The organism is Pseudomonas sp. RIT778, from assembly GCF_019718735.1.
GTDB lineage: Bacteria > Pseudomonadota > Gammaproteobacteria > Pseudomonadales > Pseudomonadaceae > Aquipseudomonas > Aquipseudomonas aphyarum.
In genome coordinates this window covers 32,127-53,234 of the sequence record NZ_JAIHBA010000011.1, presented here as the reverse complement: position 1 = coordinate 53,234, position 21,108 = coordinate 32,127, and the positions used below count along the sequence as shown (strand labels likewise).

Sequence of the window (21,108 nt, the reverse complement as noted above, 5' to 3'; positions counted from 1 at the left end):
TCGGGAGTTAATTGCGATGGCCTTGCTACAGCTGGAGCGCATCAGCGCACAGTACCCCGACAGCCCGGAACCGGTACTGTCCGACATTTCCCTGACCCTCGGCCCTCAGCAATTGCTGGTGGCCCTCGGCCCGTCCGGCAGTGGCAAGACTTCGCTGTTGAACCTGATTGCCGGCTTCGTCGAACCGAGCGCCGGCCGTATCACCCTCGACAACGTGCCGGTCAAAGGCCCGAGCGCCGAGCGCGGCGTGGTGTTCCAGGACGATGCCCTGCTGCCCTGGCAGGACGTGCTGGCCAACGTCGCTTTCGGCCTGGAACTGGCCGGTGTGGCCAAGGACAAACGCGAACAGCGCGCCCGGGAAATGCTCGCGCTGGTCGACCTTTCCGGTTTTGAACATCGTCGGATCTGGCAGCTTTCCGGTGGCCAGAAGCAACGTGTTGGCCTGGCCCGCGCCCTCGCAGCCGATCCGCGCGTATTGCTGATGGACGAGCCCTTCGGCGCCCTCGACGCCTTTACCCGCGAACAGATGCAGGAGCTGTTGCTGCAAGTCTGGCAACGCACCGCCAAACCGGTGTTCCTGATTACCCACGACATTGAAGAAGCGGTGTTCCTCGCCACTGACCTGATTCTGCTCGCGCCGAATCCGGGGCAGATCGTCGAGCGCCTGCACCTCGACTTCGGCCAGCGCTACGCCGCCGGCGAATCGGCGCGGTCGATCAAGTCCGATCCGCGCTTCATCGAAACCCGCGAGCACGTGCTGGCCAAAGTGTTCTCGCAACGCAGCGCCGTTCAGCGGCAGGAGCGCGCATGAGCAGTTACGACGTTTCCGCCACCGCAGTAAAACCCGCCGCCACGTCGGTGGTGATTCCCGTACGCCGCAGCCTCAGCACCCGCTGGATCAGCCTGCTGACCCTGTTCGCGTTGCTGGTGATCTGGTGGGCCGTCACGGCCACCGGCCTGATCGAACCGCTGTTCCTGCCGCCACCGTCCGCCGTGCTGCAAAAAGGCTGGTTGCTGGCGACCACGGGCTACATGGATTCGACGTTGTGGCAGCACCTGGGCGCCAGTCTGAGCCGCATCGGCCTGGGCCTTGGTTTTGCGATTCTGACTGCGGTGCCGGTGGGCATTGCCATCGGTGCCAACCGCATCGCCCGTGGCGTGCTGGATCCGCTGATCGAGTTCTACCGGCCGATTCCGCCACTGGCTTATCTGCCGCTGATCGTGATCTGGTGCGGCATCGGCGAGTTGTCGAAAGTGCTGCTGATCTACCTGGCGATTTTCGCCCCGATCGCGATTGCCACCGCCACCGGTGTGCGCACTGTCGACCCGGCTAAATTGCGCGCCGCGCAGTCGCTGGGCGCCACTCGCGCGCAACTGATCCGCCACGTGATTTTGCCAAGCGCCCTGCCGGACATTCTGACCGGTGTGCGCATTGGTCTGGGTGTCGGCTGGTCGACTCTGGTCGCCGCCGAACTGATCGCGGCCACCAGCGGCCTGGGCTTCATGGTGCAGTCGGCTGCGCAGTTCCTGGTCACCGATGTGGTGGTGCTGGGGATTCTGGTCATCGCCCTGATCGCCTTCGCGATGGAGATGGGCCTGCGCGCCCTGCAACGCAAACTGGTGCCGTGGCACGGCCAGGCCCACTGATTTTTCAGCACTGACTACCCCGACAGTTTCGGGGCCCCGGAATTGAAGAGAACCACCATGAGCAGCCTGAACATCACCCCTTTAAGCTCGGCCCTCGGCGCACAGATCAGCGGCGTCGACGTCAGCCAACCGCTGAACCTGGAACAGCGCGACGCCATCGAGCAGGCATTGCTCAAATATCAGGTGTTGTTCTTCCGCAATCAGCCGATCGAGCCTTCGCAGCAGGCGCGTTTTGCCGCCTATTTCGGCGACCTGCACATTCACCCGATCTACCCGAACGTGCCGGAACAGCCGGAAGTGCTGATCCTCGACACCGCCGTCACCGACGTGCGCGACAACGCGATCTGGCACACCGACGTGACCTTCCTGCCGACCCCGGCCATGGGCGCGGTGCTCAGCGCCAAGCTGTTGCCGGAGTTTGGTGGCGACACATTGTGGGCCAGCGGGATTGCCGCGTATGAAGCGCTGTCGGCGCCGATGAAAGCCATGCTTGAAGGGCTGACCGCGACTCACGATTTCACCCGCTCATTTCCGCTGGAGCGCTACGGCAACACGCCTGAAGCACTGGCGCAGTGGGAAGCGGCACGGCGCAAGAATCCACCGTTGTCGCACCCGGTGATTCGCACGCATCCGGTGAGCGGACGGCGTTCGCTGTTCGTCAGTGAAGGGTTCACGTCGAAGATCAATGAGCTGTCGGAAACCGAGAGCGAAGCGGTGCTGAAGTTTCTGTTCGCCCACGCTACGCGGCCGGAATTCACCATTCGCTGGCGCTGGCAGAAGGATGACATTGCGTTCTGGGACAACCGCGTGACGCAGCATTACGCAGTGGATGATTACCGGCCGGCGCGGCGGGTGATGCAGCGAGCTACGGTGTTGGGGGATGTGCCGTTTTTTCGTTGAGCCTTTACGTTGATCGTTCCCACGCTCTACGTGGGAACGATCATCAGTGTGTCATTACTCAGCCGTCGAAGGCTTCTCCCAAAGATTGATCCCGCCCTCCTGGGCAAACCGGTCAATCTCCGCCAGCTCTTCCGCACTGAAGCTCAAGTTCTTCAACGCCCCGACGTTTTCGATAATCTGCTCCGGCCGGCTCGCGCCGATCAGTGCCGAAGTCACTCGCGGATCCCGCAGCGTCCACGCCAACGCCAGTTGCGCCAGGCTCTGCCCACGACGCTTGGCGATTTCGTTCAGCGCCCGGACGTGAGCAATATTCGCCTCGGACAAGTGCGAAGACAGCAACGAGCCGCCGCCCGGACGATTGACCCGCGCATCCGCCGGCACGCCGTTGAGGTATTTGTCGGTCAGCAATCCTTGCGCCAGCGGGGTGAAGGCAATCACGCCGGTGCCGAGTTCGTCGGTGGTGTCGAGCAGGTCCTTTTCCACCCAGCGGTTGAGCAGGTTGTACGCCGGTTGGTGAATCAGCAGCGGCACTTTCCACTCTTTGAGCAACGCGGCGATTTCGCGGGTTTTCACCCCGGAGTACGACGAGATACCGATGTACAGCGCCTTGCCCTGCTGTACCGCAGTGGCCAGGGCGCTCGCGGTTTCTTCCAGCGGGGTGTCCGGGTCGAAGCGGTGCGAATAGAAGATATCCACATAGTCCAGGCCCAGGCGTTGCAGGCTCTGGTCGAGGCTGGCCAGCACGTATTTGCGCGAGCCGCCGCCCTGGCCGTAAGGGCCGGGCCACATGTCCCAGCCGGCCTTGCTGGAGATGATCAGTTCATCGCGATACTGCTTGAAGTCTTCGCGTAGCAAACGACCGAAATTGGTCTCGGCGCTGCCGTAGGGCGGGCCGTAGTTGTTGGCTAGGTCGAAGTGGTTGATCCCCAGATCGAACGCCGTGCGCAGCAACGAGCGCTGGGTGTCGATCGGCGTGCTGTCGCCGAAGTTGTGCCACAGGCCCAGGGACAGCGCCGGCAGCACCAGACCGCTGCGTCCGACGCGGCGGTAAGGGATGGAGTTGTAGCGATTCTCGGCAGCGGTGTAAGTCATCGAATCCTCTCTTGTCGGTCTTGAATCGGGTGTCGATTGCTACGCAAATCTATTGCCGGGCCGGGCGAGGCCAAGGTTCTGGCGCAAGGTCCGGCCCTCGTATCCGGTTCTGAACAGTCCGCGCCGTTGCAGTTCCGGGACCACGCCATTGGCGAAGTCTTCGAGCCCGCCAGGCAGGTGCGGCACCAGCACGTTGAAGCCGTCCGCCGCGCCCTGCTCGAACCATTCCTGCAAACGGTCGGCAATCTGCGACGGTGTGCCGACGACGCTGTAATGCCCGCGACCGCCGGCGATTCTGCGGCCCAGTTCGGCCAGGGTCAGATGCTCCCGGCCGGCCAGTTCGGTCAGCAGTTTCTGTCGGCTTTGCTGGCCGCTGTCAGTCAGCGGCAATTCCGGCAGCGGCCCGTCCAGCGGGTACTTCGACAGATCGAAGTTGCCCAGCATACGCCCAAGAAGGGCGACGCCAACCTCGGGTTCGACCAATTGCTGAAACGTTTCACATTTTTCCTGCGCTTCGGCTTCCGTCTGCCCGACCACGACAAACACGCCGGGCATGATTTTCAGCGAATCGGCGCTGCGTCCGTACTTCGGCAAGCGTCCCTTGAGGTCGGCGTAAAACGCCTGGGCGCTGGCCAGCGAGGTCTGCGCGGTGAACACCACTTCGGCCGTCTGCGCCGCCAGTTCACGCCCGGTTTCCGACGAGCCGGCCTGCACGATCACCGGCTGCCCCTGTGGCGAACGCGCGACGTTCAACGGGCCTTTGACCTTGAAGTGCTCGCCGACGTGATTCAGTACGTGCAGTTTTTCCGGGTGGTAATACGCGCCGCTGGCCTTGTCGCGAATGAAGGCGTCGTCCTGCCAACTGTCCCAGAGCCCGGTCACCACCTGATGAAATTCCCGGGCGCGGCTGTAGCGTTCGGCATGGCCGATGTGTTCGTCGCGGCCGAAATTCTGCGCTTCGGCGGCGTTGTCCGAGGTCACCAGATTCCACCCCGCTCGCCCGCCGGACAGGTGATCGAGCGAAGCGAACTTACGCGCCACGTGGTACGGCTCGTTGTAGCTGGTGGTGGCGGTGGCGATCAGGCCGATGTGCTCGGTCACCGCGCTCAAGGCCGAAAGCAAGGTCAACGGTTCGAAGTGATCCGAACGGGCCATGCGGCTGGCGATGTCCTGGGTCGGCGCAGCGACGCTGTCGGCGACGAACAACGTGTCGAATTTTGCTGCCTCGGCAATTTGCGCCAGGCGTTTGTAATGGGCGAAATCCAGCCCGGCGTTGGCAGGTACGTCCGGATGACGCCACGCGGCGACGTGGTGCCCGGTGGCCATGAGGAACGCGCCGAGTTTCAGCTGTCTGCTCATCTCAGAAGTCCTTGCGCAGTTGCACGCCGAAGTAGCGCTCGTCGTCGCGAGGCACAGCGCGGTAGATGTAGTTGCCACCGCTGGCGAGCAATGGCGAATACGACTTGTCGGTGAGGTTCTTGCCGAGCAACGCCACGCGCCAGCCGTTGGTGTAATCGGCCAGAGCCACGCTGGCGTTCCAGAGGCCGTAGGCGCCCTGTTTGGTGTCGGCGTTCTGGCTGATGTCGTACTGCACTTCGCTCTGCCAGCTGTAGTCGGTGCCGAGTTCGATATCCAGGCCGTTCTCCAGCGGGATGGTGTAATCGGCCCGCACGTAGCTTTTCCAGTCCGGGCTGAACGGCAGCGGTTTACCGTTGACGTTGCACGACGCCGCCGCGCCTGCCGGGCAGGCGAACTCGTCGATGCGGGCGCGGGTGTAGGCCAGCGCACCCGAGAATTTCAGTTGCTGGGTCGCCTGCAGGGCGAAATCAAGTTCCACACCCTCGGTGCTGACGCTGCCGGCGTTGATCAGGCGCGTTACGACTTGCCCGGCGACGGTGTCGAAAAAGTTCGCCTGATAGTTGTCGTAGTCGCTGTGGAAAACCGCGAGGTTGGTGGTCAGGCGATTGTTCCAGCTTGAGGCTTTGATCCCCGCCTCCCAGGTGTTGGAAGTCTCCGGTTTCAGCGCTTCGGTATCGCGTGGCTGCATGTTGAAGAACACGTTGTAGGCCGGGCCTTTGTAGCCACGCGAGTAGGTCAGGTAAGTGGTGACGGTATCGCTCAGGTCGTACTGCAAACCGAGCCGGCCCGACCAGCCGTCCTCATCCACCGAACCGGAACTGCGGGTGGCCGGTTGAATGCCGCTGACGGTGGTGGCGGAAGTCGAAACACGACGGTGATCGTATTCCAGATCGTCGTGGGTGTAGCGCAGGCCGGCGATGCCACGGAAGTCCGAAGTGAAATTCAGCGTGCTTTCGCCGAACACCGCGTAACTGTCGCTGGTGGTGCTGTAATCGGCGACGCCGCGATCAGTTCGTGTGGTGGTGGTCAGCGTGCGCTGATAGGTCTCGTCATCCTTGCCGTGCATGTAGAACAGGCCGCCGACGTATTCGAGGAACTCGCCTTTCGGCGACGCCAGACGCAGCTCCTGCGAGTACTGGTCGAAGGCCAGATCGCCCTTGTCCGCTGTGCCCGGGAACGCCGCCGTTACCGTGCCGAGGCGGTCACCGTCCTGATACTGGGTGTTGTCCCAGCCGCGCCACGCGGTGATCGAGGTCAGGGTGTAATCCCCCAGTTGCCAGTCGAGCTGGCCGGACAGGCCCTTGTTGGTGTCTTCGACGTGGGTACGGGTGTCGGTGTTGATGTCGCGGTTGTGGCTGGTCGCGCCGACCGGGCTCAGCGCATTGGCGAAGGCCGGGGTCAGAGCCTTGGTGACGACGCCGTTGGGGCCGTCATCGTGGGACTGCATGTAGTCGGCGATCAGGGTGAACGTGATGTCGTCATTCGGAGTGAATTCCAGTTTGCCGCGCACGCCGCGATGGTTGTAACCGTTGACCTCCTGACCGTTGTGCTTGTTGTCGGCGTTGCCGTCGTAAGTGCCGAACAAGGTGCTGATCGAGCCCTTGAGCGTGTCCGGAATCAGGCTGCCGCCGATGCCGAAACGGGTGCGGCTTTCGTTACCGCTGTAGTACGACTAATCAATGTAGCCGTGGGTCTCGGCGGTCGGCGCCTTGCTGGTGATGTTCAGCACGCCGGCCGAGGCGTTCTTGCCGAACAGCGTGCCTTGCGGGCCGCGCAAGACTTCGACGCGTTCCAGATCCAGCAGATCGAGAGTGGACTGGCCGGGACGGGCGTAGACCACGCCATCGATTACCGTGGCCACGGTCGGCTCGACGCCCGGCGAGGTGGAAATAGTCCCCACGCCACGCACGAATAGCGAGGTGTCCTTGTTCGACGCGCCAGTGCGGAAATTCAGCGACGGCACTTGCTGGACGATGCTCGCCACGCTGTTGCGGTTGTCGCGCTCCAGCTGCTCACCGTCGATCACCGACACCGCCACCGGCACCTTTTGCAGCGACTCTTCGCGGCGGGTGGCAGTGACCGTGACGGACTTGAGTGTCGGCTCCTGATCGGAGCTGTCGGCGGCGAACGCGGCCGGCAGCGGCAGCGCGGCCAGCCCGGTGAGTAGCCAGCCCGCAGCGCGGATCGATTGCGCCAGTTTGTGTGTCGCCCCAGGAATGTTGTGCATGTTTGCCCGCTCGAAAAGTTGCCCTGAACCGCTGCCGTTCTGCGACGACAGCGCCTGTCTCGGTGTCTTGGGCATTCGCTCGAGCGAGTAGCAGACAACGCGCCTTGTTAGCGCTAACATCGCCAGTATTGGCAAGTCGGACATAGACCGTCCAATACTGAAAAATTACTTTTATATGCGTTTTGGTTTTTAAGAAGGATCGAGCCTTGAGCGAAGAAAAGCCCCGCAAACGCCGTGGTGCCGGCCGCGTGACCCTTAACGCGGTAGCGCGCCAGGCCGGTGTTTCGGCGATTACCGTGTCGCGCTACTTCAACCAGCCGGAACAGGTCTCGCCCGAACGCCGCGAACGGATCGCGGCCGTGGTCGCCGAACTGGGTTACGTGCCGAATCTAGTGGCCGGCGGGCTCGCCTCGGCGCGGGGGAAAATCGTCGGCATGGTGATCCCGAACATCTCCGGGCCGATCTTCGCCAACACCATTCAGGGTTTCAGCGACACCCTCAGCCGTCACGGCTATCAGCTGTTGCTGGCCTCGAGTTACTTCAGCACAGAACAGGAAGAAAACGCCGTGCGGGCATTCCTCGGCTGGTCGCCGGCGGCGCTGGTGGTCACCAGTCACTTCCACAGCGCGGGCACGGAAAAGATGCTCGCCGAGGCGGATATCCCGGTGATCGAAACCTGGGATTACCAACCGGATCGCGAGCCGATGCAGATCGGTTTTTCGCACTTTGAAGTGGGTGTCAGCGCCGCTCGTTATCTGCACGACAAAGGCTATCGGCGCATCGCCTTCGTGCAAAACAGCGCACCCGGCGACTTCAGCGCACTGGAGCGCCGGGACGGTTATGCGGCGACCGTGCGTGAGCTAGGACTTGAGCCCTGGGTATTCGCACCCGACGCCGATCGCGCCCCGTTCGAGGCCGGCAAGCAAGCAATGGAAGCGCTGATGAATGCCTCACCCCGCCCGGACGCCATCATCTTCGCGAACGACAACCTCGCCGCCGGCGGCCTGCTCGCCGGGCAACGCGCCGGCCTGAAAATCCCCGAAGACTGCGCCGTCCTCGGTTTCGGCGACTACCCGTTCGCCGAGATGCTGCTGCCCAGCCTGAGCACCATCAAACCGCCGGCGCTGGAGATCGGCGTGCTGGCGGCAACGCGGGTGCTGGAAAGCCTTGGCGTGTTGCCGAGCGATGAGGTGCAGCGGTTGAATCTGCTGCAGTGCACGGTCATAGAGCGGGAAAGTACCTGACGAATATGGCGTGGGCTGGTTTGGCTATGCTCTAAATGAAACCGAGGTGGCGCCTTCGCGGGCTTGCCCGCGAAAGCGTCCGATCAAACACCGCACATCCCGCAGGCACATCCATGCACACCGCAATCATCATCTTCTTCGGCCTGATCCTGCTGGCGCTGATGTTTTACATCGGCGAGCGCATCGGCTTCAGTCGACAGACGCTGGCCTACGGCTTCGCGGCGTTGTGGCTGGCGTTGACGGTGATCAATGGTGCGGTCGGCGTGGTGCACGCCGGGCAGCCGTTGGGGGCGGAGATTGCGATCGGCAGTGCCGTGTATGGTGTGCCGCTGGCGGCGATGGTGTTGTTCATGGTGCTGAGCGCCGAGACCTGAGTCCGTCCCGGCGCCCTGCCCCGATCAACGCACCAGATGCAGGAACTGCATGTGCCGTTCGTACTGGTCGAGGATGTCGTTGATGATCTGCTCTTTCGTGTAACCAACCAGATCGTAGTCCTGACTGCCCTCGCTCAGATGCACTTCGGCGCGGTAGTAGCGGCGATTGTTCAACTGCTTGGAACCCATGCCGCCTCGCGCGAACGACGGCGTGAAATAGCCGCGCATCTGCACCTGATAAATGAACGGGTGCTGCTCGCCGTGACCGATTTCCAGGCTGACGCTGTCGTGCGCCGGATCCGGCTGGGTGACCACGTTCAGGCCTTTCTCGGCAAACACCGCCGTCACTTCTTCGATGGCCGGTTTCACCGTGGTGTCCATGAAGCGGTACACCTCGTCGCGCGACGGGAAGTGCACGGCCTGGCTCAGACGCTGACGCCAGCCGCCCTTGCCCCGCCGTGAACCGGACACCGGCGCCAGCGAATGCAGTTGCGCGATCTGCTTCTGCGACTCCAGGTAAAACGCCTTATGCAGACCCCACATCATCAGCAGCAGAATCAGCGAGAACGGCAACGAGGTCAGCACTACCGCCGACTTCAGCGCATCGATGCTGCCGGAGAACAACAGCGCACTGGTCACCAGCGCGGTCATCGCACCCCAGAACACCCGCAGCCATTTCGGACCGTCTTCATCCGGGTTGCCGCCCTTGGCCGACAGGGTCGAGAGCACCACGGTGCCGGAGTCGGCGGAGGTGACGAAGAACACGAAGCTGATGAACACCGTCACCGCGATGACAGTCTTGCTCCACGGATAGGTTTCCAGCAGCAGGTAAAGCGTCATCGACGGGTTGTCGAGGGCTGACATGCCCAGTGCCGACATGCCGTGATTGAGCACCTGGTCGATGGCGCTGTTGCCGAAGATCGACATCCACGCCAGGGTGAAACCGAGCGGAATCAGCAGCACGCCGAAGACAAATTCGCGGATGGTCCGGCCACGGGAAATACGTGCGATGAACAAGCCCACGAACGGCGACCATGCAATCCACCAGGCCCAGTAAAAGACTGTCCAGCCGCCGAGCCAGTCGCTCGGTTTGTCGTAGGCGTAGAGGTCGAAACTCTTCATCGGCAACGCGCCGAGGTAGTCGCCCAGATTCTGGATCAGGGTGTTGAGCAAATGCTGGGTAGGGCCGGCGAACAACACGAACAGCAGCAGCGCACAGGCCAGCAGCATGTTGATGTCGGACATGACCCGCACGCCTTTATCCACACCCGAGACGGCGACGATGATCGCCGCGCCCATCATCAGCGTGATCAGGCCGACCTGAATCCACTGGGTGTGGGCGATGCCGAACAGGTAGTCCAGACCGGAGTTGAGATGGAGCACGCCGAAGCCCATGTCCGCACCGAGGCCGAACACCGTGGCGATGATGCCGAAGCCGTCCACCGCGTAGCCGATGGGGCCGTTGATGCGCTTGCCGATCAGCGGATACAGCGCCGAACGCAGGGCCAGCGGCAGGTTATGCCGGTAGGCGAAATACGCCAGCGCCATCCCGACGAAGGCGAACACGCCCCAGCCGTGCAGGCCCCAGTGCAGGAACAGAATCTGCATCGCCTGACGCGCCGCCTCCGCGGTGCCGGCCTCGCCTTGCGGCGGCTGAAGCATGTGGGTCAGCGGCTCGGACACGCAGAAGAAAAACAGCGTGATGCTGATCCCGGCGGCGAACAGCATGCCGGCCCAGGACAGGTAACTGAATTCGGGTTCGTCGTGGTCGGCACCGAGTTTGATCTTGCCGTAGCCCGATAACGCGGTGACCACCACGAAGACCAGATACAGGGTCATCGCGAGCATGTAGTACCAGCCGACCGTATTGGCCGCCCAGTTTTGCGCTTCGAGAAGCCAGGCGCCGGCCTGTTCCGGCATGGCGATGACTGTCAGGCCGAACAGCAGGATCACCGTCGCGGCGAACCAGAACACCGGCGGATTCATGCGCACCAGACCGCTGGCGGGGGTGGACGATGCACTCATGAACGGTGCACCTCAAGAGATTGGAAAATGGCTGAAATGATCGGACTCAGCAAAGGCAAGCCTCCTGTTGTGAGCGGGCAGCGAACCGCCGGTTTAACTTGAATGAACGTTCAAGTTAAACATGGATAGTACGCTCAGGACTAATCGCAGGGCTCAGCGGTACTTTTCGTACGCTAGCTCAAGGAGAGGTATGACGCTTTAGTGAGAGCGATCGTTCCCGCGTTGCGCGGGAACGATCGGATAGAAAAATTACTTCTGCGTCCCGTCATCATGCTGCAGGTTGGCCTGGGTCAGGTTGCACCCGGCCGGTACGCTGCGGGTCAGCCACACGTTGCCGCCGATGGTCGAGCCTTTGCCGATGGTGATCCGCCCGAGAATCGTCGCCCCGGCGTAGATCACCACGTCGTCCTCGACGATCGGATGGCGTGGATGGCCCTTCTGCAACTGGCCGTCCTCGTCCGCCGGGAAGCGTTTGGCGCCGAGGGTCACCGCCTGATAGATCCTGACGCGCTCGCCGATGATCGCGGTCTCGCCGATCACCACGCCGGTCCCGTGGTCGATGAAGAAACTGCGGCCGATCTGCGCGCCCGGATGGATATCGATGCCGGTCGCCGAGTGGGCGATTTCCGAACTGATCCGCGCCAGCAGCGGCAGGCCCGCGCGATACAAATGGTGAGCCAGACGATGGTGAATAACCGCCAGAATCCCCGGATAGCACAGCAGCACTTCATCGACGCTGCGCGCCGCCGGATCGCCGTGATACGCGGCCAGCACATCGGTGTCGAGCAGGCTGCGCAAGCCCGGCAACGCGAGGGCGAAATCCTGGATGATCCTGATCGCCTGCGCCTCGACTTCAGTGTCAGCCTGGGCGCTGTGGCGGGCTGCATAACGCAGTTCCAGTCGTGCCTGGGCCAGCAATGCATTCAAGGCAACGTCGAGGGTATGGCCGACGTAAAAATCTTCGCTTTCCTCACGCAGATCCACCGGCCCCAACCGCATCGGAAACAGTGCGCCGCACAGGGCTTCGAGAATCTGCGCCATCGCATCACGGGACGGCAATTCGCGCCCGCCCTGCTCGCCGGAAGCACGGCCATTTTGTGCCCGCCACTGATCCCGCGCGGTACGCAGCTGACTGACGATGGTCTGCAATTGCCAATGGCTGGAACGCTCGCTCACGGTAAAGACTCCTCACGGGCGGCCGGACTGTCTGGCCGCGTCAACGGCGCCTACTTTACGGCAACCCCACCGGGGCGAATTAAGAACCGATAGTGCTGGGCTAAGCACATTTGGCTATAAGCGATTGGCGGTTGCCCCGGTAAATCGGCGTGCCTATAGTCCTGACATCTCCTTGCATCAGTACGGAACCATGTCCACACAACCGATCAAACAACAGCTGGATCGCTTTAACCGCCTCGACCTGCTCGGCCAACCGACCCCACTGGAAAAACTCGAGCGCCTGTCCACCTGGCTCGGCCGCGATGTCTACATCAAGCGCGATGACCTGACGCCTCTGGCCATGGGCGGCAACAAGCTGCGCAAGCTCGAATACCTCGCCGCCGATGCCCTCACCCAAGGCGCCGATACGCTGATCACAGCTGGTGCACTGCAATCGAACCATGTTCGCCAGACCGCCGCGCTGGCCGCGAAACTGGGTCTGGGCTGCGTGGCCCTGCTGGAAAATCCGCTGGGCACCGACGACAGCAACTACACCGGCAACGGCAACCGCCTGTTGCTGGATCTGTTCGACACCAAGGTCGAGCTGGTCGACAACCTCGACAACGCCGACGAACAACTGGCCGCCCTCGCCGTGCGCCTGCGCAGCAACGGCAAGAAGCCGTATCTGGTGCCGATCGGTGGCTCCAACGCCCTCGGCGCGCTGGGTTACGTGCGCGCCGGCCTGGAGCTGGCGGAGCAGATCAAGGACACCGGCCTGCAATTTTCCGCCGTGGTTCTGGCCTCGGGCAGCGCCGGCACTCACAGCGGTCTGGCGCTGGCCTTGAGCGAAGCCCTGCCGCAACTGCCGGTGATCGGCGTGACGGTTTCGCGCAGCGAAGAAGATCAGCGTCCGAAAGTCCAGGGCCTGGCCGAACGCACCGCCGACCTTCTGGGTGTGGCGCTGCCGGACAGCTTCAAGGTCGAGTTGTGGGACGAATACTTCGGCCCGCGCTACGGCGAGCCGAACGCCGGAACCCTGGCGGCGGTGAAGCTGCTGGCGAGTCAGGATGCCGTGCTGCTCGATCCGGTCTACACCGGCAAGGCCATGGCCGGGCTGCTCGACGGCATCGGTCGCGGACGTTTCGACGACGGCCCGATCATCTTCCTGCACACCGGCGGCGCCCCGGCGTTGTTCGCGTACAAGGACTTTCTGTAGGCCTGAGCGCGTTCCCGCGCCAGACGTGGGAACGCTCAGCGTCAGCTCGAATACATATTCATTAAAAGAATAACAAACGGAAAATTCATTATTTTCCATTCTAAAAGAACCGTCATATAGTCTCGCCGCAGGCGAATTTCGCGAGAGACGCATAAGCTGCTTTAAGGCAGGATAGCGCTGTCGTCCAATTCCCGGATTCGCCAACTTTCCTTAAGCGTCTTCCATAAGAAAACACAGGGGCTTGTCATGATTCTTTCCGCACTACGTCGAAATCTGCTGGTAGGTTCGCTGGGCCTGGCACTGAGCGCCGGTCTGCTGGGGCAGGCGGTTGCCGGTGAGCAACTGCAACAGATCAAGGACAAGGGCGTTATCAACGTCGGCCTGGAAGGCACTTACCCACCGTTCAGCTTCGTCGATGCCGACGGCAAGCTGTCGGGGTTCGAAGTCGAGCTGTCCGAAGCCCTGGCCAAGAAGCTGGGCGTGAAGGCCAAGATCCAGCCGACCAAGTGGGACGGCATCCTCGCAGCCCTGGAATCCAAGCGTCTGGACGTCGTGGTTAACCAAGTGACCATATCCGAAGAGCGCAAGAAGAAGTATGACTTCTCCGAGCCGTACACCGTTTCCGGGATTCAGGCGCTGGTGCTGAAAGACAAGGCAGCCGCGCTGAACATCAAATCCGCCGCTGACCTGTCCGGCAAGAAAGTCGGCGTGGGTCTGGGCACCAACTACGAACAATGGGTCCGCGCCAACGTGCCGGGTGCCGACGTGCGCACCTACGACGATGATCCGACCAAGTTCGCCGACCTGAACAACGGCCGTACCGACGCGATCCTGATCGACCGTCTGGCGGCACTGGAATACGCCAAGAAAGCGCCGAAAACCGTCGCCGCCGGTGAAGCCTTCTCGCGTCAGGAAGCCGGTATTGCCCTGCGCAAAGGCGAGCCTGAACTGCTGGCCGCCGTGAACAAGGCCCTCGACGAACTGCGTGCCGACGGCACCCTTGAGAAGCTGTCCACGAAATACTTCAACGCTGACGTCACCCAATAATGGAAGAAGCTTTCCAACTCGCACTGGACTCCGCGCCCTTCCTGTTGAAGGGCGCGTACTACACGGTAATCCTCAGCCTCGGCGGCATGTTTTTCGGCCTGCTGCTGGGCTTTGGCCTGGCGTTGATGCGCCTGTCGCGTTTCAAGTCGGTCAGTTGGCTGGCCCGCATCTACGTGTCGTTCTTTCGCGGCACGCCGTTGCTGGTGCAACTGTTCGTGATCTATTACGGCTTGCCGCAATTGGGCATGGAACTCGACCCGCTGCCGGCGGCGCTGATCGGCTTCTCGCTGAACATGGCCGCCTACGCCTGTGAAATCCTGCGGTCCGCAATCGGTTCAATCGAGCGCGGCCAGTGGGAAGCCGCTGCGAGCATCGGCATGACCCGCGCGCAGACCCTGCGCCGGGCCATCCTGCCGCAAGCGATGCGCACGGCCTTGCCGCCGCTGGGCAACAGCTTCATTTCGCTGGTCAAGGACACCGCACTGGCCGCCACCATTCAGGTGCCGGAGCTGTTCCGTCAGGCACAGCTGATTACCGCCCGGACTTTCGAAGTCTTCACCATGTATCTTGCCGCCGCGCTGATCTACTGGATTCTGGCCACGGTGCTGTCGCACTTCCAGAACAAGTTGGAAGAGCGGGTCAATCGGCACGACCAGGAGTCCTGACCCCATGATTGTCGTGGAAAAACTGACAAAGCAGTTCAAGGGTCAAGTCGTGCTCAACGGCATTGATCTGGAGGTGAAGGAAGGCGAGGTCGTGGCAATCATCGGTCCCAGCGGCTCGGGCAAGACCACGTTCCTGCGTTGCCTGAACTTCCTCGAGCAACCCACCAGCGGCCGGATCAAGGTCGGCGAGATCGAAATCGATACCAGCCGCCCGCTGAACCAGCAGCAGAGCCTGGTGCGCAACCTGCGCCAGCATGTGGGCTTCGTGTTCCAGAACTTCAACCTGTTCCCGCACCGCACCGCCCTGGAAAACGTCATCGAAGGCCCGATCGTGGTCAAGAAGACGCCCCGCGATGCAGCCATTGCCCTGGGCAAGAAGCTGCTGGCCAAGGTCGGCCTGGCGGGCAAGGAAGACGCCTACCCACGGCGCCTGTCCGGTGGCCAGCAACAGCGCGTGGCGATTGCCCGGGCGCTGGCGATGGAGCCGGAAGTGATCCTGTTCGACGAACCAACCTCGGCCCTCGATCCGGAGCTGGTAGGTGAAGTGCTGGCGACCATCCGCGGCCTCGCCGAAGAGAAACGCACCATGGTGATCGTCACCCACGAAATGGCGTTCGCCCGTGACGTGGCCAACCGCGTGGTGTTTTTCGACAAGGGCGTGATCGTCGAACAAGGTGAAGCGAAAGCGTTGTTTGCCAATCCGAAAGAAGAACGCACTCGACAGTTCCTCAGCAAGTTCAGAAACAACGGCTGATCCGTTAACTTTCTCGAATAAAAACTTCCATGGATGGAAGTTTCGCTTACACCCCCCCAATAAAAAACTTAATCCAGCGACTGCATTACATATATATGTCCTGCAACAGTCTCGCCGCGATTAAAGTTCGCGCCCTGCAAATTTCCAGCTGTACAAACCGACCGACGACAGAACAATAAAATCCGGCAAAAGCTGTGGCCCGATTCGCTATGCAGAATAGGTAGAGTGCCTTATCCGCGTAGGAAGCTTCTGATAAATCCGTAATTCTTCAATTAACTAATCCTCTCCGTTGACACGCCATTCAGCGAACTTTTATCTAGTCACTCATCGCGCCCCCACAACATTACCTAGACCCGATAACGAATGGCCGAACGACCCTGTTTTTATTACCGGGCAATTCACGCCATTTGAACTTTCAGAAACGGATTTCGCTGCAAGGCTTCAAGGAGAGGACTTCATGACCCGCACTTCGCACATCCCCGAACTGGCCGCGCCGAGCCTGGCGCCATTCCAAAACAACGGCATCAACCTTGCGGCAGCGGCCCATCTGCTGGTCGATGTGCCCCCTTATCAGGACATGGACACCGGCGATCTGATCGAACTGTTTTGGGACAACTGCTACGTCGCCTCTCACGTGCTGACAGCACAGGACGTCGCAACCCCAGTCAGCCTGCGAGTGCCGGAAAGCTTCATCGCCAGCGGCTCGTCACGCATCCACTATCGGGTCATGCGGGTGGGTCACGGGCCATCGCTGTCGGCAGCCGCGCAGGTCACGGTCAAACTCGACTGCCCCGGCGGACAGCCTCCAGCGCTGTGTGGCGACGAAAACCAGCAACTGGCTCCTGTGACCCTGCCCGAGACCATTCGCCGTCAAGGCGTCAACGCGAACCAGATCAGACGCGGCGTACCACTGACCATCGAGCCCTATCTGAACATGGCCGAAGGCGACGCCATCACCCTGCGCTGGGGCGATGTGCGGATGGACCTGGCGCGCATCACCCCGGCCGATATCGGCAAGCCGATTCAGGTCTGGGTGCCGCCGGCGATCATCACCGAGGCCGGCGAGGACCTGCGGCTGGACGTGACTTATTGCATCCTCGACCGGGTCGGCAACAACTCGCGATGGGCGCCGCCGCGAACGCTGAAGATCGGTTGCGTGAATCCCTATCTCAAGGTGCCGCTCAAGGAAACGCTGAAGGCAGCAGAGCCGCGAAAAAAATGAGCATCGACGGTCGGCGAGGGACGAATTCCTTCGCCACCGCACGCTTAACCAGACCGACCACGACCCCTTCTATACATATTCCTAAAAGTTAGTTTATTTAAATTTTATACGCGCTTAGGGTATATGAACCGGACCACCGGACATTCTTTCGTTCGCCGCACTTTTGCGGCGTTTTTCATGAGATGTGAGGTAGGTAACATGGTCCGGAACACAATCACCCCAGTGCAGATCGCCAGGGCATTGCGTGCAGCCAAGGAGCGGCACTGATGTCCAGTCTGGCAGACGCAAACGTCCAGAGTGACCTGGACATCGCCCCGTTGTTGTTGCCCGCGCAAGTGCTGCGCAACGACGCTCAAGCCATCAAGGCCGCCCACGAACTGGCGCAAGTCGCCCGCGTGCAGGCCGCCAAACGTGATCGCCAGCGCAAGCTGCCGTGGTCGGAAATCGAACAGTTCACCCGCAGCGGCCTCGGCAGCATCGCGATTCCGCGCGAGTACGGCGGCCCGCAGGTTTCCTTCGTCACCCTGGCCGAGGTGTTCGCGATCATTTCCGCCGCCGACCCGGCACTGGGGCAGATCCCGCAGAACCAGTTTGGCATCATCAACCTGATCCTCGGCAGCGCCACCGAACAGCAGAAAAAACTGCTGTTGCAGAGCGTTCTGGAAGGCTGGCGCATCGGTAACGCCGGGCCTGAGCGCGGCACCAAGGACACTCTCGAACTGAAAGCACGCATCACCGCCGACGGCGATGACTACGTGATCAACGGCCAGAAGTTCTATTCCACCGGCGCACTGTTCGCCCACTGGGTGGCGGTCAAGGCGCTCAACGATGACGGCAAGCAAGTCCTGGCTTTCGTTCGTCGCGGCACGCCAGGTCTGCGCATCGTCGATGACTGGTCGGGTTTCGGCCAGCGTACAACCGCCAGTGGCACGATCCTGTTGAACAACGTGCGGGTCGATGCCGGCCTCGTGGTGGACAACTGGAAGATCAACGAAAAGCCCAACACCCAAGGCGCAGTGTCGCAGCTGATTCAAGCGGCCATCGACGCCGGCATCGCCCGTGGCGCCATCGATGACGCCATCGAATTCGTCAAGACCCGCGCCCGGCCGTGGGTCGACGCCAACGTCGAGCGCGCCAGCGATGACCTCTACGTGATCGCCGACATCGGCAAACTGAAAATCGAACTGCACGCCGCCGAGGCGCTGCTGCGCAAGGCCGGGCAGGTGCTGGATCAGGTGCACGCCGCGCCACTGACTGCCGAGTCCGCCGCCCGCGCTTCGATTGCCGTGGCCGAAGCCAAAGTGCTGACCACCGAGATCTCGCTGCTGGCCAGCGAAAAGCTCTTCGAACTGGCCGGCAGCCGCGCCACCCTCGCCGAATTCAACCTCGACCGTCACTGGCGCAACGCCCGGGTGCACACCCTGCACGACCCGGTGCGCTGGAAGTATCACGCGGTCGGCGCCTATCGCCTCAACGGCAAGTTGCCGGCTCGCCATTCCTGGATCTGACGACCAGAACACTTTTGACCAGATCTCTGGAGAAACACATGACTTTTTCCCATCCCGTCGCGGTCATCACCAGCGACGAGCAAGCCCTGATCGTCGCCAGCGACCTGGCCGAAGACTTCCAGCGCGACAGCAACCTGCGCGACCGCGAACGCCGCCTGCCGCTGCCGGAACTCGACGTGTTTTCCCGCTCCGGCCTGTGGGGCATCAGCGTGCCCAAGGAATACGGCGGCGCTGGCGTGTCCAATGTGACCCTGGCCAAAGTCATCGCCCTGATCGCCCGGGCCGATGGCTCGCTGGGGCAGATTCCACAGAACCATTTCTATGCCCTCGAAGTGCTTCGGGTGAACGGCAGCCACGAGCAGAAACAACGGCTGTACGCCGAAGTTCTCGCCGGCCAGCGCTTCGGCAATGCCCTGGCAGAACTGGGCACCAAGACTGCCCATGACCGTGTTACCAGCCTGAAACGCGACGGCAGCGGTTATCGCATCAACGGTCGCAAGTTCTACGCAACCGGCGCCATTTACGCCCAACGCATTCCAACGTCGGTAGTCGATGAAAACGGCGTGCAACAACTGGCCTTCGTCCCGCGCGACAGCAAAGGCCTGACCGTGATCGACGACTGGAGCGGCTTCGGCCAGCGCACCACCGGCAGCGGCTCGGTGGTGTTCGAAGACGTGTACGTCGCCGCCGAAGATGTCATCCCTTTCCAGAGCGCCTTCGAACGCCCGACCCCGGTCGGCCCGCTGGCGCAGATCCTTCACGCCGCCATCGACACCGGCATCGCCCGCGCCGCTTACGAAGATGCGCTGCACTTCGTGCGCAGCAAGACCCGGCCATGGATCGATTCGGGTAACGACAAGGCCACCGAAGACCCGCTGACCCTCAAGAGTTTCGGCCACTTGAGCATTCGCCTGCACGCCACCGAAGCGCTGCTCGAACGCGCCGGCGAATTCCTCGACGCGGCCCAGGCCGAGACCAACGCCGAGACGGTTGCAGCGGCCTCGATTGCCGTCGCCGAAGCACGGGCGATCAGCACCGAAATCTCCCTGGCCGCCGGCAGCACCCTGTTCGAACTCGCCGGCAGCCAGGCCACCCTGATCGAGCACGGCCTCGACCGCCACTGGCGCAACGCCCGGGTGCACACCCTGCACGACCCGGTGCGCTGGAAGTATCACGCGGTGGGCAATTACTACCTCAACGATGAAAACCCTCCGCTGCGGGGGACCATCTGATGAGCAAGAAAAAGATCCTGCTCAATGCGTTCAACATGAATTGCATCGGCCACATCAACCACGGGTTGTGGACGCATCCCCGCGACACCTCGACCCGGTACAAGACCATCGAGTACTGGACCGAACTGGCGCAACTGCTGGAGCGCGGGCTGTTCGACGGGCTGTTCATCGCTGACATCGTCGGCGTGTACGACGTCTATCAGAACTCGGTGGACGTCACCCTGAAAGAGTCGATCCAGCTGCCGGTCAACGATCCGCTGCTGCTGGTATCGGCGATGTCCGCGGTGACCAAAAACCTCGGATTCGGCCTGACCGCCAACCTCACCTACGAGCCGCCGTATCTGTTCGCCCGACGCATGTCGACCCTCGATCATCTGAGCCGCGGACGGGTGGGCTGGAACATCGTCACCGGTTATCTGGACAGCGCCGCCAAGGCCATGGGCCTGAGTGAACAGGTCGAGCACGACCGGCGTTACGACCAGGCCGACGAATACCTCGAAGTGCTCTACAAACTCTGGGAAGGCAGCTGGGAAAACGGCGCGGTGCTCAACGATCCACAGCAGCGGATCTACGCGCAGCCGGACAAGGTGCACAAGGTCGAACACAAGGGCGAGTTCTATCAGGTCGAGGGTTATCACCTGTGCGAACCGTCACCGCAGCGCACGCCGGTGCTGTTCCAGGCCGGCAGTTCGGATCGCGGTCTGCTGTTCGCCGGGCGGCATGCCGAGTGCGTGTTCATCAGCGGCCAGAACAAGCCGTCGACCAAGGTGCAGGTGGACAAGGTCCGCGCCAGCGCCGTCGAAGCGGGTCGCAATCCCGAGGACATCAAGGTGTTCATGGGCCTGAACGTGATCGTCGGCGAGACCGAAGACGCGGCCTGGGCCAAGCACGCCGAATACCTGAGCTACGCCAGCGCCGAAGCGGGCGTGGCGCATTTTTCGGCGTCCACCGGGATCGATTTTTCCCAGTACGAAATCGACGAACCGATCCAGTACGTCAAAAGCAACGCGATCCAGTCCGCCACCAAGAACCTGCAGAACAACGACTGGACCCGGCGCAAATTGCTCGACCAGCACGCCCTCGGCGGACGCTACATCACCGTGGTCGGCTCGCCGCAGCAAGTGGCGGATGAACTGGAATCGTGGATCGCCGAAACCGGCCTCGACGGCTTCAACCTGACCCGCATCGTCACCCCGGAAAGCTATGTGGATTTCATCGATCTGGTGATTCCGGAACTGCAACGGCGCGGCTCGTACAAGACCGCGTACGACACCGGCAGCCTGCGGGAAAAACTGTTTCACGGCGAAGCGCATTTGCCGCAGCAACACACCGGCGCCCACTACCGACACTAACCCCGGCACTGATCGTTCCCACGCTCTGCGTGGGAATGCAGCCTTGGGACGCTCTGCGTCCCGACAGCGGACGCAGAGCGTCCATTGAG

General features: G+C 62.0%; 17 protein-coding genes and 1 pseudogene. 13 read left to right on the top strand and 5 right to left on the bottom strand.

Annotation, left to right across the window (positions count from 1 at the left end; genetic code table 11):
• Positions 1–16: 16 nt before the first annotated feature.
• Genes tauB through tauD form a run of 3 tightly spaced genes read left to right on the top strand, consistent with a single transcriptional unit; the run spans position 17 to position 2,547 of the window.
• The gene (gene tauB / locus K5E37_RS08595) at positions 17–811 is read left to right on the top strand and encodes a taurine ABC transporter ATP-binding subunit (RefSeq protein ID WP_221533603.1); all 795 of its coding nucleotides are present in this window, start codon (positions 17–19) and stop codon (positions 809–811) included.
• Positions 808–1,647 carry a taurine ABC transporter permease TauC gene (gene tauC / locus K5E37_RS08590; RefSeq protein WP_064382739.1) on the top strand — a complete coding sequence of 280 codons (840 nt, stop codon included), beginning with the start codon at positions 808–810 and terminating at the stop codon, positions 1,645–1,647. Before tauB ends, tauC begins: the two co-directional genes overlap by 4 nt.
• A gap of 57 nt (positions 1,648–1,704) precedes the next feature.
• Positions 1,705–2,547 (top strand): taurine dioxygenase, encoded by an 843-nt coding sequence (gene tauD, locus K5E37_RS08585; RefSeq protein ID WP_221533602.1) that lies wholly within the window; start codon positions 1,705–1,707, stop codon positions 2,545–2,547.
• A gap of 54 nt (positions 2,548–2,601) precedes the next feature.
• On the opposite strand, the gene mgrA is transcribed toward tauD, so the two are convergent.
• The 3 genes and pseudogenes from mgrA to K5E37_RS08570 all read right to left on the bottom strand — a co-directional run bounded on the left by mgrA (position 2,602) and on the right by K5E37_RS08570 (position 7,225).
• On the bottom strand, positions 2,602–3,639 hold the full coding sequence (gene mgrA / locus K5E37_RS08580) for an L-glyceraldehyde 3-phosphate reductase (RefSeq protein WP_221533601.1): 1,038 nt from the start codon (positions 3,637–3,639) through the stop codon (positions 2,602–2,604).
• A 39-nt stretch (positions 3,640–3,678) separates the two neighbouring features.
• Complete coding sequence (locus K5E37_RS08575) at positions 3,679–4,998, bottom strand: LLM class flavin-dependent oxidoreductase (protein WP_221533600.1); 1,320 nt, start codon at positions 4,996–4,998, stop codon at positions 3,679–3,681.
• Position 4,999: 1 nt separating this feature from the next.
• Positions 5,000–7,225, bottom strand: a pseudogene (locus K5E37_RS08570) (TonB-dependent receptor).
• 206 nt (positions 7,226–7,431) lie between these two features.
• On the opposite strand from K5E37_RS08570, the gene K5E37_RS08565 reads away from it, so the two are divergent.
• Entirely contained in the window at positions 7,432–8,469 is a 1,038-nt protein-coding gene (locus K5E37_RS08565) for a LacI family DNA-binding transcriptional regulator (protein ID WP_221533599.1), read from the top strand.
• Positions 8,470–8,582: 113 nt separating this feature from the next.
• Entirely contained in the window at positions 8,583–8,843 is a 261-nt protein-coding gene (locus K5E37_RS08560) for a hypothetical protein (RefSeq protein WP_221533598.1), read from the top strand.
• Positions 8,844–8,867: 24 nt separating this feature from the next.
• On the opposite strand, the gene betT is transcribed toward K5E37_RS08560, so the two are convergent.
• Together betT and epsC are read right to left on the bottom strand one after the other, a co-directional pair.
• The gene (gene betT, locus K5E37_RS08555; RefSeq protein WP_162831787.1) at positions 8,868–10,829 is read right to left on the bottom strand and encodes a choline transporter BetT; all 1,962 of its coding nucleotides are present in this window, start codon (positions 10,827–10,829) and stop codon (positions 8,868–8,870) included.
• Between the two features lie 288 nt (positions 10,830–11,117).
• Positions 11,118–12,044 carry a serine O-acetyltransferase EpsC gene (gene epsC / locus K5E37_RS08550; RefSeq protein WP_221533597.1) on the bottom strand — a complete coding sequence of 309 codons (927 nt, stop codon included), beginning with the start codon at positions 12,042–12,044 and terminating at the stop codon, positions 11,118–11,120.
• Between the two features lie 190 nt (positions 12,045–12,234).
• Here epsC and K5E37_RS08545 point away from each other — a divergent pair, with 190 nt between their 5' ends.
• The 8 genes from K5E37_RS08545 to K5E37_RS08510 all read left to right on the top strand — a co-directional run bounded on the left by K5E37_RS08545 (position 12,235) and on the right by K5E37_RS08510 (position 21,019).
• Positions 12,235–13,239 carry a D-cysteine desulfhydrase gene (locus K5E37_RS08545; RefSeq protein ID WP_085608604.1) on the top strand — a complete coding sequence of 335 codons (1,005 nt, stop codon included), beginning with the start codon at positions 12,235–12,237 and terminating at the stop codon, positions 13,237–13,239.
• A gap of 246 nt (positions 13,240–13,485) precedes the next feature.
• Positions 13,486–14,286, top strand: a complete 801-nt coding sequence (tcyJ, locus tag K5E37_RS08540; RefSeq protein ID WP_221533596.1) for a cystine ABC transporter substrate-binding protein — start codon at positions 13,486–13,488, stop codon at positions 14,284–14,286.
• The gene (tcyL, locus tag K5E37_RS08535) at positions 14,286–14,951 is read left to right on the top strand and encodes a cystine ABC transporter permease (RefSeq protein WP_007952735.1); all 666 of its coding nucleotides are present in this window, start codon (positions 14,286–14,288) and stop codon (positions 14,949–14,951) included. The genes tcyJ and tcyL overlap by 1 nt, the downstream gene beginning before the upstream one ends.
• Before the next feature lie 4 nt (positions 14,952–14,955).
• The gene (gene tcyN / locus K5E37_RS08530; RefSeq protein ID WP_085684197.1) at positions 14,956–15,705 is read left to right on the top strand and encodes an L-cystine ABC transporter ATP-binding protein TcyN; all 750 of its coding nucleotides are present in this window, start codon (positions 14,956–14,958) and stop codon (positions 15,703–15,705) included.
• Positions 15,706–16,162: 457 nt separating this feature from the next.
• Positions 16,163–16,927, top strand: coding sequence for a hypothetical protein (locus K5E37_RS08525; RefSeq protein WP_221533595.1), 765 nt, complete (start codon positions 16,163–16,165; stop codon positions 16,925–16,927).
• Positions 16,928–17,193: 266 nt separating this feature from the next.
• Positions 17,194–18,435, top strand: coding sequence for an SfnB family sulfur acquisition oxidoreductase (locus K5E37_RS08520; RefSeq protein WP_085608600.1), 1,242 nt, complete (start codon positions 17,194–17,196; stop codon positions 18,433–18,435).
• Positions 18,436–18,473: 38 nt separating this feature from the next.
• Positions 18,474–19,667: an SfnB family sulfur acquisition oxidoreductase gene (locus K5E37_RS08515; RefSeq protein ID WP_221533594.1), complete on the top strand. Its 1,194-nt coding sequence runs from the start codon at positions 18,474–18,476 to the stop codon at positions 19,665–19,667.
• Positions 19,667–21,019, top strand: coding sequence for an LLM class flavin-dependent oxidoreductase (locus K5E37_RS08510; protein ID WP_085608598.1), 1,353 nt, complete (start codon positions 19,667–19,669; stop codon positions 21,017–21,019). Before K5E37_RS08515 ends, K5E37_RS08510 begins: the two co-directional genes overlap by 1 nt.
• Positions 21,020–21,108: the final 89 nt, after the last annotated feature.

Excerpts from the sequence above, each read along its gene's own strand:
- K5E37_RS08545 (WP_085608604.1), top strand. The coding sequence starts at position 12,235 with ATGTCCACACAACCGATCAAACAACAGCTGGATCGCTTTAACCGCCTC.
- K5E37_RS08510 (WP_085608598.1), top strand. The coding sequence starts at position 19,667 with ATGAGCAAGAAAAAGATCCTGCTCAATGCGTTCAACATGAATTGCATC.
- K5E37_RS08560 (WP_221533598.1), top strand. The coding sequence starts at position 8,583 with ATGCACACCGCAATCATCATCTTCTTCGGCCTGATCCTGCTGGCGCTG.
- K5E37_RS08525 (WP_221533595.1), top strand. The coding sequence starts at position 16,163 with ATGACCCGCACTTCGCACATCCCCGAACTGGCCGCGCCGAGCCTGGCG.
- mgrA (WP_221533601.1), bottom strand. The coding sequence starts at position 3,639 with ATGACTTACACCGCTGCCGAGAATCGCTACAACTCCATCCCTTACCGC.
- tauB (WP_221533603.1), top strand. The coding sequence starts at position 17 with ATGGCCTTGCTACAGCTGGAGCGCATCAGCGCACAGTACCCCGACAGC.
- betT (WP_162831787.1), bottom strand. The coding sequence starts at position 10,829 with ATGAATCCGCCGGTGTTCTGGTTCGCCGCGACGGTGATCCTGCTGTTC.
- tauD (WP_221533602.1), top strand. The coding sequence starts at position 1,705 with ATGAGCAGCCTGAACATCACCCCTTTAAGCTCGGCCCTCGGCGCACAG.
- K5E37_RS08575 (WP_221533600.1), bottom strand. The coding sequence starts at position 4,998 with ATGAGCAGACAGCTGAAACTCGGCGCGTTCCTCATGGCCACCGGGCAC.
- tauC (WP_064382739.1), top strand. The coding sequence starts at position 808 with ATGAGCAGTTACGACGTTTCCGCCACCGCAGTAAAACCCGCCGCCACG.
- K5E37_RS08515 (WP_221533594.1), top strand. The coding sequence starts at position 18,474 with ATGACTTTTTCCCATCCCGTCGCGGTCATCACCAGCGACGAGCAAGCC.
- tcyJ (WP_221533596.1), top strand. The coding sequence starts at position 13,486 with ATGATTCTTTCCGCACTACGTCGAAATCTGCTGGTAGGTTCGCTGGGC.
- K5E37_RS08520 (WP_085608600.1), top strand. The coding sequence starts at position 17,194 with ATGTCCAGTCTGGCAGACGCAAACGTCCAGAGTGACCTGGACATCGCC.
- tcyN (WP_085684197.1), top strand. The coding sequence starts at position 14,956 with ATGATTGTCGTGGAAAAACTGACAAAGCAGTTCAAGGGTCAAGTCGTG.
- tcyL (WP_007952735.1), top strand. The coding sequence starts at position 14,286 with ATGGAAGAAGCTTTCCAACTCGCACTGGACTCCGCGCCCTTCCTGTTG.